The sequence below is a fragment of the Arthrobacter sp. SlRoot2-15 genome (genome assembly GCF_059739345.1).
Genome location: NZ_AP046058.1, coordinates 647,251 through 660,725, shown reverse-complemented (window position 1 = coordinate 660,725; position 13,475 = coordinate 647,251). Strand labels below are relative to the sequence as shown.

The following is a 13,475-nucleotide window of genomic DNA, read 5'->3' as shown; positions in this document are numbered from 1 at the left end:
CGGGCCGATTTGCCCGGCTTTGAGACAATGGTCGGGTGACTGTTGTAGCAACGCCTCCCGCCCCCAAGCTGGAACTGCCGCCCCTGAAGCTGGGCCCCCTCACGGTGGACACCCCCGTGATCCTGGCCCCGATGGCGGGCATCACCAACTCCGCCTTCCGCAGGCTGTGCCGTGAATACGGCGGCGGCCTGTACGTCGCGGAGATGGTCACCTCCCGCGCCCTGGTGGAACGCACACCCGAATCACTGCGGATCATCTCGCACGACGAGGACGAGAAGGTCCGTTCGGTGCAGCTCTACGGCGTGGATCCGGTGACGGTGGGCCAGGCCGTCCGGATGCTGGTAGAGGAGGACCGCGCGGACCACATCGACCTCAACTTCGGCTGCCCGGTTCCCAAGGTGACGCGGCGCGGCGGCGGCTCGGCGCTACCGTGGAAGACCGACCTCTTCACCTCGATCGTCCAGACCGCGGTCAAGGAAGCCTCTAAGGGAAACATTCCGCTGACCATCAAGATGCGCAAGGGCATCGACGATGACCACCTCACCTACCTCGACGCCGGGCGGATCGCCCGCGACTCCGGCGTCGCCGCCGTCGCACTGCACGGCCGCACCGCCGCGCAGTTCTACTCCGGCCAGGCCGACTGGTCCGCCATCGCCCGGCTGCGCGAAGCCCTCCCGGACATCCCGGTGCTCGGCAACGGGGACATCTGGTCCGCCGAGGACGCGGTCCGGATGGTCCGCGAAACCGGCGTCGACGGCGTGGTGGTGGGCCGCGGCTGCCAGGGCCGGCCCTGGCTGTTCGGCGACCTGATGGCCGCCTTCGAGGGCAGCGACGTCCGGCACAAACCGAGCCTGGGACAGGTGGCCGAAGGCGTGTACCGCCACGCCGAGCTGATGGTGGAAACCTTCGGCAACGATGAGGGCAAGGCCCTCCGGGAGATCCGCAAGCATATGGCCTGGTACTTCAAGGGCTATGTGGTCGGCAGCGAACTGCGGACCAAACTTGCCCTGGTCACCAGCCTCGAAGTGCTCCGTGCGACGCTGGACCAGCTGGACGTCGACTCGCCCTACCCAGGCGTCGACGCCGAAGGCCCCCGCGGCCGTGCGGGCTCGCCCAAGAAGCCCGCCCTGCCCAAGGACTGGCTGCTGGACCGCAGCATGGACGCCGAACAGTCGCGCGAGATCTGCCACGCGGAACTGGACGTCTCCGGTGGCTGAAACCAGGACGACGGCGCCCGTGCTGGACGGCTACGTGGACCGGGACTGCGCCCGCTGGGTGGAGGAACCGCCCAAAAGCACCTACCGCTCCGACTTTGAACGCGACCGTGCCCGCGTGCTCCACTCCTCGGCGCTGCGCCGGCTCGGCGCCAAGACCCAGGTGGTCGCCCCGGACACGGACGACTTCGTCCGCACACGGCTGACCCACAGCCTCGAGGTCGCCCAGGTGGGCCGCGAGCTCGGCCGCGCCCTGGGCTGCGATCCGGACGTGGTGGATACCGCCTGCCTCAGCCACGACCTGGGCCACCCGCCGTTCGGCCACAACGGCGAGTCGGCCCTGAACGAGGTCGCGCACGCAATCGGCGGCTTCGAGGGCAACGCCCAGACCCTGCGCCTGCTGACCCGGCTGGAGCCCAAGGTTCTGGCCCCGGACGGCCGCCCCGCCGGCCTTAACCTGACCCGCGCCAGCCTCGACGCTGCCGCGAAGTACCCGTGGTCGGCGGAGAACGCCCCGGTGATCCACGGCCAGCGCACCAGCAAGTTCGGCGCCTACCAGGACGACCTGCCCATTTTCGACTGGATCCGGGAAGGCGCGCCCGAGCGCCGCTCCTGCCTCGAAGCGCAGGTCATGGACCTCGCGGACGACATCTCCTACTCGGTGCACGACGTCGAGGACGCGATCGTCGCCGGTCACTTCCAGTTGCGCTGGATGGACAACCCCGACCACCGCGCCCGGGTGGTGGGCTACGCCAAGCAGTGGTACCTGCCGCACAACGACCCGGCCGCCATCGACGCCGCCCTGGCGCGGCTGGAGGCCACCAGTGTCTGGGTGCGCGAGGCCGACGGCAGCCGCAAGGCCATGGCCGCACTGAAAGACATGACCAGCCAGCTGATCGGCCGGTTCTGCCAGAGCGCGCTGGAGACCACCCTGGCCGTCTACGGCCCGGAGAACCTCACCCGCTACAACGCGGAACTCATCGTCCCGGACGAGACGGTGATGGAGATCGCCGTGATGAAGGGCCTGGCCACCACGTTTGTGATGACCACCGAACACCGGCAGCCGATTTACGAACGCCAGCGCGAGGTCCTGCACGCGCTGGTGACCGCGCTCAACGCCACCGGCGACCGCCACCTGGAGCCGATGTTCGCCGCCGACTGGCGCGCCGCGGCGGACGATTCCGCCCGGCTGCGGGTTGTCATCGACCAGGTCGCGTCGCTGACGGACGGCTCCGCGCTGGCCATGTACGAACGGCTCGTCGGCAGCCTGCCGTCGCTGTGGTGACGGCGTCGGTGACGGGTGCCATAGGCCGCCATCCGGCGTCGTACGCGGGTACTAGGATGGCTCCGTGGCCGGCCTGATTAAACGTGAAGACATCGACGAAGTGCGCCAGCGCACCGACATCAAGGAAGTCGTCGACGGCTACGTGACCCTCAAGGGCGCCGGGCTGGGATCCTTCAAGGGCCTGTGCCCCTTCCACGACGAGCGCTCGCCCTCGTTCACCGTGCGGCCCCAGGTGGGCCGCTACCACTGCTTCGGCTGCGGCGAGGACGGCGACGTCATCTCCTTCGTGCAGAAGCTGGACCACACCACCTTCCACGAAGCGGTGGAGAAGCTCGCGGCCCGGATCGGCTACGAACTGCGCTACGAGGACGGCGGCTCGGGCCCCAAGCGCGAGGAGATCGGCCGCCGCCAACGCCTGCTCGACGCGCACAAGATCGCGGACGAGTACTTCCGCGCCCAGCTCCTGACCCCGGGCGCCACCGAAGGCCGGAACTTCCTCTACGGCCGCGGCTTCGACCGGGCCGCGGCAGAGCAGTTCGGCGTCGGCTACGCCCCGCAGGGCTGGGACTCGCTGCTCAAACACCTCCGCGGCCGCGGCTACACCGACCCGGAGCTCAAACTCACCGGCATGTTTTCCGAAGGCGGCCGGGGAATCTACGACCGATTCCGCGGCCGGCTGATCTGGCCCATCCGCGACATCGCCGGGGACACGATCGGCTTCGGCGCCCGCAAGCTCTACGAGGACGACCAGGGCCCCAAGTACCTGAACACCCCGGAGACAGCGCTCTACAAGAAGTCCCAGGTGCTCTACGGGATCGACCTCGCCAAGCGGAACATCGCCAAGGAACGCCAGCTGGTGGTGGTGGAAGGCTACACCGACGTGATGGCCTGCCACCTTGCCGGCGTGACGACGGCGGTCGCCACCTGCGGCACCGCGTTCGGCACGGACCACATCAAGATCGCCCGCCGGCTGCTCTCCGACGACGGCAGCGGGGGAGAGGTGATCTTCACCTTCGACGGCGACGCCGCGGGCCAGAAGGCTGCCCTGCGCGCCTTTGAAGAGGACCAGCGCTTCGTGGCCCAAACCTACGTCGCCGTCGAACCCGGCGGAGCCGACCCCTGCGAGCTGCGCCAGGCCAAGGGCGACTCCGCCGTCCGCGACCTGATCGGCACCCGCCGGCCGCTGTTCGAATTCGCCATCCGCGCCACCCTGCGGCGGCACAACCTGGACACCGTCGAAGGCCGGATCGCGGCGCTGCGCGAATCGGCCCCCGTGGTGGCGCAAATCCGCGACGTCGGCATCCGGCCTGCCTACGCGCGGGAACTCGCCGGCTGGCTGGGCATGCCGGTCGAGGAAGTCAGCCGCGCGGTCGGCGCGGCCGCCAAGCGCCTTGCCCAGGGCCCGGCCGGAGGCGCCGCACAAGGCTACAACCAGAACCCCGCCCAGAACCCGGGCCGGGCCGCCGGACCAGGCCACGGGGCTGGTCCCGGGTCCGCCCCCGGCGTGGCGCCCCTGCCGCCGTCGGCCACGCTGCCGGCTTTCAACCGGCCGGACCCGCGTGACCCGGTGGCCGCGATGGAACGCCAGGCGCTCGAAGTCGTGCTGCAGGAACCCGCGATCCTTGAAGGGGCCACCTGGCAGCGTTTCGCCGAGGCCCGGTTCTCCACCCCGGCCTACCTCGCCATCCACGAGGCCATCCGGGCCACCGGACAGGGTGCCATCGGCGACCCCGCGCGATGGGTGGAGCAGCTGCTGCAGGAAGTCCCCGAGCCGCTGCGGCCGCTCGTGTCCGAACTCGCCGTCGTGCCCCTGCCGGCCAGCACCGCCGAAGCCGTGCAGCGCTACTGCCGCGACATCCTGGCCCGGCTGTTCGAACTGCAGATCACCCGCGTCAAGGCGGACAAGATGGGCCAGCTGCAGCGCCTGGACGCCGCAGCGGACCCCGAGGAGTTCCAGCGGCTCAACCGAGAACTCATGGAACTGGAGATGCAGCGGCGCTCGCTCCGGATGGACTCCTGAGCCTGCCGCACGGTGCTCCGCCGGGGGCCAATTTCACTTCCCGGCGCGGTGTTTGCTAGGCTTATATCCGCTTCATTCCTCCTTAGCTCAATTGGCAGAGCATTCGACTGTTAATCGAAGGGTTGCTGGTTCAAGTCCAGCAGGAGGAGCGCACAGTCCCCGTTCCGGGTCCCCGGGACGGGGACTTTTTGTATACCCGGCGGGGGTATCGGGGGATGCGGGCGCCGCCGATTTCCTTAGCGCCAAAACCTTTGCTAATGTCATACCTGCTTCATTCCTCCTTAGCTCAATTGGCAGAGCATTCGACTGTTAATCGAAGGGTTGCTGGTTCAAGTCCAGCAGGAGGAGCGGACAGGCCCCGCGGCCGGTAATTTACCGGCGGCGGGGCCTTTTTTCTTGCCGGGGATGACATCCGCTAGACGAAGAACATCTCGACCTGCAGGAAGCGCTCTGCCTCCGCCACCGCCGCCCGGAAGGCCTCGTCCTCGGTGGGGGACTGCCGGGGCTCCCGCGGGTGCCACTCGTGCGCCGAGGAGTGCACACGGGTGAAGCCGCCGCGCGGAGGGGCGTAGAAGATGCCAAAGCGCTGCACCGGCCATTCCGCGGAGGTCTCGGGGGCAACCAGGAGCGCTGAGTCGTAGGCGGGGTTGTACCACTGGGCGATCGGCCGGCGCCGGTCCTCGGTGAACAGCCCGGCCGCGAAGAGTGCCGCCGACTGAGGACTGGTCTGGGAGCACAGCCGCTCCCACCACAGGGGCAGAATGCCGTCGTCGCACCGCTGCCATGTGGCCGGAAGGGGAGGAGGGTCCTGCCAGTCAGGCACAGAACAACTTTATCGCCCGCCGTCGGCCGCGAATAGGGGAGCACGGCCGTGCAGCCCGGGCCCGGCCCCCCACGCCGGGCATGCCCATTGGTCTTGCCGGCGGGTGGACATATGCCTGATATGTCCATTCCTGGCTGCGGGGGCTGGGCATGTCCCAGGGGGGCTGTTCTGTTTATGCGCCCACCAAAGGGCATGCCCATTGGTCGTGCCGACGGGTGGACATATGCCTGATAAGTCCATTTCTGGGTGCCGGGGTTGGGCATGTCCGTCGGGGGGCATGTCCAAGTCCCGCGCTCGCCGACGGGCATGTCCATCGCGGTGCTGCTAGTGGATAGACGGCACGGTCCGGGGCCGGACGATGAGCCACAGGGCCGCGGCGGCCAGTAGGATGCAGCCGGCCTGGACCGCGCCCATCGGCGTCGCGGAGCCGAGGCCCAGCCAACCGACGACGGGGGAGATGATGCCGGCCATCAGGAACGTCGCCGCGCCCAGCAGCGAGGCGGCGGTCCCGGCCTGCGCGCCGTGCTTGGCCAGGGCGAGCACCTGAACACACGGGAAGGTGAACCCGGCGCCCAGGATGTAGAACCAGAGCGGGACCATGACGCCCCACAGCCCGAAGCCCAGCTGGTCGAACGCCACGATCAGCAGGGCCATCAGGAACATCCACGCCGTCGAACAGGCGAGGATCCACTGCGGCGGGACGCGCTTGATGAGCCGCGAGCTGGTCTGTACGCCCGCCACGATGCCCAGCGAGTTGACGCCGAACAGCAGGCCGTACTGCTGCGGCGAGAATCCGTAGACGTCCTGGAACAGGAAGGGGGACGCCGAGAGGTAGGTGAACAGGCCGCCGAAGTTCATCCCGCCCAGCAGCAGCATGCCCACGAAGATCCGGTCGGCGAACAGGACGCCGTAGCGCTGGCGGGCCGTCAGCCCGGAGGTGCCGCGCAGCTCACGCGGCAGGGTCTCGCGCACCACGAACAGCGCGGCGATAATCACGCAGGTCCCGTAGCCGGCGAGGAAAAAGAAGATCCCCGGCCACGGCATCAGCAGCAGCAGCTGGGATCCGATCACCGGGGCCAGGATCGGGGCCAGGCCGTTGACGAGCGCCATCCGGGAGAACATCCGGACCATGGCGTAGCCGCTGAACAGGTCCCGCACCATCGCCATCGCCACCACGCCGCCGCCGGCCGCGCCGATGCCCATCAGCACCCGGAACAAGCCCAGCGTGGCGATGTCCGTGGACAGGGCGGCGCCCAGGGACGCCCCGATGTGCACGGCGGTGGCCAGGATCAGCGGAAGCCTCCGCCCGAACTTGTCACTCAGCGGCCCCACCACCAGCTGCCCCAGGGCGAAACCGACCGTCGTGCCGGTCAGTGTCAGCTGCACCGCGGCCTCGGTCACGCCCAGGCTCGCCTCCAGGGCCGGAAACGCCGGCAGGTAGAGGTCCACCGTGAACGGACCAAGGGCCGTCAAGGCGCCCAGCATCAGGATGTAGAGGAGCTTGCGGCGGCGGCTGAGGGAATCCCCGGGATTGCTGGGTGTATGCACAGGAGCCAATCCTAGGCCCGCGCGGCCCGCCGCGCCGCCGTCCGTACCCTGAATGATAGTTTTGACACTTGGGGATGCGTGAGGCCGCGCAGGCCCGGCAATCCAGCGCAATCGTAGATGGAACCAGTGAGGCGGCACAGATGAGCGGACGGCACACCGGCAGGACAAACGGGGGGCTGCGCCTTTCCGCGCTGCCCAAAACCCTGAAACTGATCTTCAAGCTCGCACCCCGCCAGCTCAACGACGAAATTGCCTTCGCCAAGGTCGAACTCAAGCGCAAGGGCATCCAGCTCGGCGTCGCCGCCGCCTTCTTCGCCGTCGCCCTGGTCTTTGTCGCCTTCCTGGTCATCGGCCTTATCGTGGCTGCCATCATGGGCCTCGCCACCATCATGCCGGCCTGGCTCGCAGCCCTCCTGGTCTGCGCCGCCTTCCTGGTGATTGCCCTTATCGTGGGCCTGATCGGCTACGGCCGGTTCAAGAAGGCCATGCCGCTCATGCCGGAAGAAACGATCCGCGGCCTCAAGTACGATCTCGGCATCGCGAAGGAAGGCTCTTCCTTCGACGCCGCCGTCCTGGATCCCAAGTCCCCGCAGGCCAAGGCTGCCAAGGCCGCCAAAGAAGAGGCCGCCGCCAAGGCCAAGGCGGAGAAGGAAGCCAAAAAAGCCGCAGAGCAGCCCGACCTCGGCCCCGCCCCGACCGAGGCCGATCTGCGACGCCGCCTCGAGACGCGCCGGCGCCACCTCACCGGGGTCCGCGACGAACTCGGCGAGGAACTCGACGTCAAGACCCAGGCCCAGGCCCTGCTCGCCGCGACCGCGCACCGGCTGGAGGACGGCAAGGACCTGGTGGACGATCGGATTGCCGCCTTCCGCAGCCACGCCGACGCAACGGGCGCGCAGAAGACGGCCGGCGGCTCCGCCACAACCAGCGCCTCCGGCGGCTCCGGTGCCGCCACCGAGCTTGGCAAGCGCTGGAAGCCGCTGGCCGCCCTGGCCGCGTCGACTGCCGCCCTCGTCTTCCTCCTCCGCCGGCTGCTCAAGGGCTAGGCAACACCCTGAACTCCGACGCTCACCCGTTGCCGGCTGTGGAAAGGGGGACCTGATGAAGTTCATCGGCGCCGGGGCACGCCCCGGGCAGCCCCAGATCCATCACGACGTCATCTTCACGGTCCCCAACCTGCTGACCGTGGTCCGATTCCTGGGTGTCCCGCTTTTTATCTGGCTGGTCCTGGCCAAGCAGCAATACGGCACCGCCGCGCTCGTGCTGGCCGTGATGGGCAGCACCGACTGGGTGGACGGCTACATCGCCCGCCGCTTCAACCAGATGTCCAACCTGGGCCGCATCATGGATCCCATCGCTGACCGGCTGTCCCTGATTGCGGTCGCGGTGACCCTCGTGATCGCCGGCGTCGTCGAATGGTGGTACCTGACCGCCCTGCTCGTCCCGGACCTGGTGCTGCTCTCCATATCACTGTTCTACTTCCGCAGCCACCCCGACCTGCCCGTCAGCCGGATCGGCAAGATCCGCACCGCACTGCTGCTGGTCGGCACACCGCTGCTGGTGCTCTCCAAGCTGCCCATCGCGGGGACCGACGCCTACTTCGTGGCCGCCTGGATCTGCCTGGGACTGGGACTGGTGGGGCACTGGATCGCCGCCTACAACTACTTCTGGGCCATCATCCGCAAGGGCCGGGAGCGCAGGGCCGGCGTAAATGCCGCCGCCGGCACCACCGCCGCCGCGGCTCCCGCTGCGGAGCCCAGGACGCAGAACCCCGACGACGACGGCGGCCTCCGCTGATGGTCTGGTTCGCAGTTCTGCTGGCGGTGTCGGGCGCCTTCTTCCTGGCCTTCGGAGCCCAGCGGCAGGGGAGTGCGGTCAAGGCCGATACCGGCGGCCTGGCGCTCAGCACCCACGGCCTGCTCCGCCTGATCCGGAACCCCCGCTGGGTCCTGGGCCTGCTGCTGCTCGGCGTGGGGACGGCTATGAATGCCGTCGCCCTCGTCTCGGCGCCCCTCACCGTGGTGCAACCGATCGGCGCGATCGCCCTGGTCATCACCACCATCATCAACGCGAAGGACCAGGGGCTCAGCATGAACCGGGCCACCGTGGTGGCCATCAGCTCCTGTGTCACCGGCTCGGCCCTGTTCGTGATCCTCGCGGTGAATGTTACCCAGGAAAACCACCACGTCAGCGGCTCCGACGAACTGACGATCGTGCTGCTACTGGCCCTGGCCGTGGGGCTCTTCGGCACCCTGGCGCTGCTGTTCAAGCACCGGATGAGCGCCTTCGTCTACATCCTGGGCGCCGGGGTCCTCTTTGGCTTCGTCGCGGTCCTGACCCGCATCATCGGCAAACACCTGCTCGATCCCAACGGGCTGTTCCTGCTCAATGTGCAGTGGTACACGCTGGTGGCGATGGCGGCCGCCGGCGGGCTGGGATCGTGGTTCGTGCAGAGTGCCTACTCCGGCGGCCCGCCCGACCTCGTGATCGCCGGACTGACCGTGATCGACCCGATTATCGGCATCGCCATCGGCATCGTGATCTTGGGCGAACTGCGGCCCGACGTCCACGCCGTGACGGCGATTGCCATGGGTGCGGCCGCATCCCTTGCTATCGTGGGAGTGATCGCCCTTTCCCGGCACCACCCCGAGGTCACGAAGCGCAAGAAGGACGCGCGCAAGGCCGCGGGACGGCTGTCCTAGGGCGGCGCCACAGACTTCAGGCGCAGGCCCGGCGCCTGCGCCCCGGCCAGCCGGCCACACCAGGACCCGCTGACCGCACCGTGACCACCAGGAGCTATCCCCGTGACCATGCCCGAGAACGACAAACCGCTCACCATCCTGATTGCCGCGGACACCTACCCGCCGGACGTCAACGGTGCGGCGCAGTTCGGCTACCGCCTGGCCAAGGGCATGACCGGCCGCGGCCACAACGTCCACGTCCTCGCCTGCCGGCCGGGCAAGGGCAAGAGCTTCAGCGAGTTCCGCGACGAGGCCACCGTGCACCGCCTCCGCTCACACTCGGTGCCGACCCACGAATATTTCCGGATCACGTTCCCGTGGGAGATCAAGAAGGAAATCGCCCTGCTGTTCGACCGGATCCAGCCCGACGTCGTGCACATCCAGAGCCACTACATGATCGGCGAACACGTCCTCTACGAGGCCGTCAAACGCGGCATCCGGATCGTCGCGACCAACCACTTCATGCCCGAGAACCTGAACCCGTTCCTGCCCTTCCCGCAGTGGTTCAAGGACATCGTGGGCCGCGTATCCTGGCGCGACATGGGCAAGGTCATGGGCCAGGCCGACGTCGTCACCACCCCGACGCCGCTCGCCGCCAAGGCCATGCACCAGCACGCCTTCCTGCGCAAGGTGCTGCCGCTCTCCAACGGCATCGACGCGGCCGCCTATGAACTGCAGCCCGGAGAGGAAGCGGTGCAGCACACCAGCCCCACCGTGCTGTTCGTCGGCCGCCTCGCCGAGGAGAAGCACATCGACGTGCTCATCGACGCCGTGTCCAAGACGCCGGCCGGGCTGGACGTCCACCTTGAGATCGTCGGCGGGGGAGAGGTGCGGCCCGCGCTCGAGGCCCAGGTCGAACGCCTCGGCCTGCAGGACCGGGTGAAATTCCTCGGCCTGGCCAGCGACGAGGAACTGCGCCGCGCCTACCTGAGCGCTGACCTATTCTGCATGCCCGGCACCGCCGAACTGCAGTCGCTTGTGACCCTGGAAGCCATGTCCGCCTCCACCCCGGTGGTGCTCGCCGACGCTATGGCCCTGCCCCACCTGGTGCGCGACGGCGAGAACGGCTTCCTGTTCATCCCGAACGACAGCGACGACCTCGCCGCCAAGATCGAACGTGTGCTCTCGCTGCCGGCGGACGAGCGGGCCGCCATGGGCAAGGCAAGCCGCAACATGGTGGAAAGCCACAGCATCGAGCGCACGCTGCAGACCTTCGAGGACATCTACCGCGGCGCCAGCTACGACGACCTCGTCGTCTAGGGCTGTCGCGGCCGGCCGGGCGGCGCACCGGGCGCCGGTGGCGGCACTGCCGCCCAGGCGCCGGCGACTACTATTGCTAGAGTGTTTTTCCCCGGAACGATCCGGCCCGCAAGGGCCTGTCCGCCCGGGCCTACGGGGCTATAGCTCAGCTGGTTAGAGCGCGGGACTCATAATCCTAAGGTCCTCGGTTCAAGTCCGAGTAGCCCTACACCGTTGCGGACATGTCCCGCACAGTCCATGGCTCAGGGGCCGCAGCAGGCGTTCACACGCCGGCTGCGGCCCCTTTTTGCTGAGTGCGGCGTGGCCTCCGTCACTTGCCAGCCGGCCGAAAGCTGCGGTATGTTACTCATGAGTAACATACCGGCGGCGCGCTGCCCGCGCCCTTTTGATCGCCGCTGATCACGAGTGAAGGAACAACATGTCCAAAGCTGCAATCGACATCAACAACCTGCCCTACGCCGACGGCGACTTCTTCGCCTTCGAGCAGCTGCTCAGCGGCAAGGAGCAGGACCGGCTGGCGGAGGTCCGCGAGTTCCTGGCCCGAGAGGTCAAGCCGATCGCCGTGGACTGCTGGAACCGCGCCGAGTTCCCGATGGAGCTCATTCCCAAGCTGGCGGAAATCGACCTGGTCAGCCCGGTCAAGCGCCAGGGCTACTCCAACCTCTTCGCCGGCATCCTGCACGCCGAAGCGACCCGGGCGGACACGTCGATTGCCACCTTTATGGGGGTGCACGACGGGCTCTTCACCGGCTCGATCGAGGCGCTCGCGTCGCAGGAGCAGCAGGAGGCGTGGCTGCCGGACATCTACTCGCTGAAGAAGATCGGCGCCTTCGGCCTGACCGAACCCCTCGGCGGCTCCGACGTTGCCGGCGGCACCCGCACCACGGCCCGGCGCGAGGGCGACAGCTGGATCCTCAACGGCGCCAAGCGCTGGATCGGCAACGCCACCTTCTCCGACTGGGTGGTCATCTACGCCCGCGACCTTGCCGACAACCAGGTCAAGGGCTTCCTCGTGGACACCAAGACCGAGGGCTACAGCGCCACCAAGATCGAGAACAAGATCTCGCTGCGCACCGTGCAGAACGCCGACATCACCCTGGAAAACGTTGTGGTGCCGGACTTCTTCAAGCTGGCCAACGCCAACAGCTTCCGCGACACGAACAAGGTCCTCAAGGTCACCCGCCTGGCCGTCGCCTGGCAGGCGGTCGGCCAGCAGCTTGCCGCGTTCGACGTCGCCCGCCGCTACGCCGTCGAGCGCAGCCAGTTCGGCCGCCCGATCGCCTCCTTCCAGCTGGTCCAGCACCAGCTCGTCCAGATGCTCGGCAACGCCGTCAGCTCGATGGGCATGATGGTCCGCTTGTCCCAGCTCGAGGACGCCGGCGAGGCCAAGGACGAGCAGTCCGCCCTGGCCAAGGCCTTCACCACCGCACGGATGCGCGAAAGCGTCGCCATCGGCCGCAGCCTCCTGGGCGGCAACGGCATCGTCACGGACTACGAGATGGCGAAGGTCTTCTCCGACGCCGAGGCGATCTACTCCTACGAAGGCACCCACGAGATCAACACCCTCGTCACCGGCCGCGCCATCACCGGAATCTCGGCCATCGTCTAGGCGGCCACCGTCCAGGCAGGCACTGCCTGGACACAGGGTGGCCCGGCGGTCCACGCAGGCCGTTCCCCGCAGCACCCTCGCGGCCCTTCATCCGGAACCGCCCTGCCCCGCCCCGGGGCGCACGGGCGGAAGCAGGATGGAGGGCCGCAGGTCCATCACGAAGGCCAGCGGATTCAGGTACACCTCGCCGCGCCGGACACCCCAGTGGACGCAGGGGGTTGTGCCGCAGTGCCCGGTCAGCGAGCGTCCCAGCACGGCCCCCGCGGCAACGGCGTCGCCGGGCCGGAGGGTGCTTTCCACCGGTTCGAAGCTGCTCCGCAGGCCGTTGCCATGGTCGATGGTCACCACCGGCCGGTCCACCACTACGCCCACGAAGCTGACGCTGCCGGACGCCGGAGCGGCGACCGGGGCGCCGTCGTACGCCGCCCGAAGGTCCACCCCGCGGTGCCCGCTGAGCCAGGGCCGCTCCGGCGGGTCGAAGCCGCGCAGCACGGCCGGCCTGGGGGAGAGCGGCCAGCTCCAGCCGCCGGCCGGGGAAGCCAGCGGCGCAGCCTGAGCCGGGGCCAGCACAAGCAGCAGCGCTGCCGGGACGATGGAAACCCTCATGCCGCCAGCTTCGGCCGGCCTGCCGCGACGGGGAAGATCCCGGCAGGCCTATGTGGATTTCCGCCTGTATTTCCATCCCCTGGACCACCCGGAAACCGTCCTGCCGGGCAGGTCCGCTGTAGTACACTTGGTGGAGCAGTTTGCTGTGCCCTCATGCCTAGTCCGCTTACGCGGACAGAAGCAGCACGTCTCATTCAGGAGTGCGGGAGCAGCGGCTGACTACGCGTATCCAGCCCTCCCTGTCCGAAGCCCGGCTTCCGGGTGCGGAGGACTGCGCCTCTTACGGTCCGGCCCCAGGGCCCGGATGAGGGGTGCGGTGGATGCCAGGAGCAACACCCGACCGGGTGGAGCTAAATAACCGTCAACTAT

The 13,475-nt window shown here is 68.4% G+C and carries 11 protein-coding genes and 3 tRNA genes; 11 read left to right on the top strand and 3 right to left on the bottom strand.

What is annotated here, in order from left to right; all coding sequences use genetic code 11:
• Nucleotides 1–35 precede the first annotated feature (35 nt).
• The 5 genes from dusB (at nt 36) to AC6I9V_RS03080 (ending at nt 4,867) form a co-directional block, all read left to right on the top strand.
• Nucleotides 36–1,217, top strand: coding sequence for a tRNA dihydrouridine synthase DusB (dusB, locus tag AC6I9V_RS03100; protein ID WP_497898304.1), 1,182 nt, complete (start codon nt 36–38; stop codon nt 1,215–1,217).
• Entirely contained in the window at nt 1,210–2,499 is a 1,290-nt protein-coding gene (locus tag AC6I9V_RS03095; RefSeq protein WP_497898303.1) for a deoxyguanosinetriphosphate triphosphohydrolase, read from the top strand. The genes dusB and AC6I9V_RS03095 overlap by 8 nt, the downstream gene beginning before the upstream one ends.
• A 64-nt stretch (nt 2,500–2,563) precedes the next feature.
• Nucleotides 2,564–4,519 carry a DNA primase gene (gene dnaG, locus AC6I9V_RS03090; protein WP_497898302.1) on the top strand — a complete coding sequence of 652 codons (1,956 nt, stop codon included), beginning with the start codon at nt 2,564–2,566 and terminating at the stop codon, nt 4,517–4,519.
• A gap of 76 nt (nt 4,520–4,595) precedes the next feature.
• Nucleotides 4,596–4,668 (top strand) — tRNA-Asn (locus AC6I9V_RS03085).
• 126 nt (nt 4,669–4,794) lie between these two features.
• Nucleotides 4,795–4,867: transfer RNA gene (locus tag AC6I9V_RS03080), tRNA-Asn, on the top strand.
• 67 nt (nt 4,868–4,934) lie between these two features.
• On the opposite strand, the gene AC6I9V_RS03075 is transcribed toward AC6I9V_RS03080, so the two are convergent.
• The gene (locus AC6I9V_RS03075) at nt 4,935–5,342 is read right to left on the bottom strand and encodes a hypothetical protein (protein ID WP_138769841.1); all 408 of its coding nucleotides are present in this window, start codon (nt 5,340–5,342) and stop codon (nt 4,935–4,937) included.
• Nucleotides 5,343–5,666: 324 nt separating this feature from the next.
• The gene (locus tag AC6I9V_RS03070) at nt 5,667–6,890 is read right to left on the bottom strand and encodes a multidrug effflux MFS transporter (protein ID WP_497898301.1); all 1,224 of its coding nucleotides are present in this window, start codon (nt 6,888–6,890) and stop codon (nt 5,667–5,669) included.
• 140 nt (nt 6,891–7,030) lie between these two features.
• On the opposite strand from AC6I9V_RS03070, the gene AC6I9V_RS03065 reads away from it, so the two are divergent.
• The 6 genes from AC6I9V_RS03065 (at nt 7,031) to AC6I9V_RS03040 (ending at nt 12,500) form a co-directional block, all read left to right on the top strand.
• On the top strand, nt 7,031–7,936 hold the full coding sequence (locus AC6I9V_RS03065) for a phage holin family protein (protein WP_497898300.1): 906 nt from the start codon (nt 7,031–7,033) through the stop codon (nt 7,934–7,936).
• A gap of 55 nt (nt 7,937–7,991) precedes the next feature.
• Nucleotides 7,992–8,687 (top strand): CDP-alcohol phosphatidyltransferase family protein, encoded by a 696-nt coding sequence (locus tag AC6I9V_RS03060; RefSeq protein ID WP_497898299.1) that lies wholly within the window; start codon nt 7,992–7,994, stop codon nt 8,685–8,687.
• Nucleotides 8,687–9,592: a DMT family transporter gene (locus tag AC6I9V_RS03055; RefSeq protein ID WP_497898298.1), complete on the top strand. Its 906-nt coding sequence runs from the start codon at nt 8,687–8,689 to the stop codon at nt 9,590–9,592. Before AC6I9V_RS03060 ends, AC6I9V_RS03055 begins: the two co-directional genes overlap by 1 nt.
• 108 nt (nt 9,593–9,700) lie before the next feature.
• Entirely contained in the window at nt 9,701–10,891 is a 1,191-nt protein-coding gene (locus tag AC6I9V_RS03050) for a glycosyltransferase (RefSeq protein ID WP_497900241.1), read from the top strand.
• A 134-nt stretch (nt 10,892–11,025) separates the two neighbouring features.
• Nucleotides 11,026–11,099, top strand: a tRNA-Ile gene (locus tag AC6I9V_RS03045).
• A gap of 210 nt (nt 11,100–11,309) precedes the next feature.
• Nucleotides 11,310–12,500: an acyl-CoA dehydrogenase family protein gene (locus AC6I9V_RS03040; protein WP_497898297.1), complete on the top strand. Its 1,191-nt coding sequence runs from the start codon at nt 11,310–11,312 to the stop codon at nt 12,498–12,500.
• Between the two features lie 87 nt (nt 12,501–12,587).
• Here AC6I9V_RS03040 and AC6I9V_RS03035 read toward each other — a convergent pair whose 3' ends face one another.
• On the bottom strand, nt 12,588–13,106 hold the full coding sequence (locus tag AC6I9V_RS03035; RefSeq protein WP_497898296.1) for a M23 family metallopeptidase: 519 nt from the start codon (nt 13,104–13,106) through the stop codon (nt 12,588–12,590).
• Nucleotides 13,107–13,475: the final 369 nt, after the last annotated feature.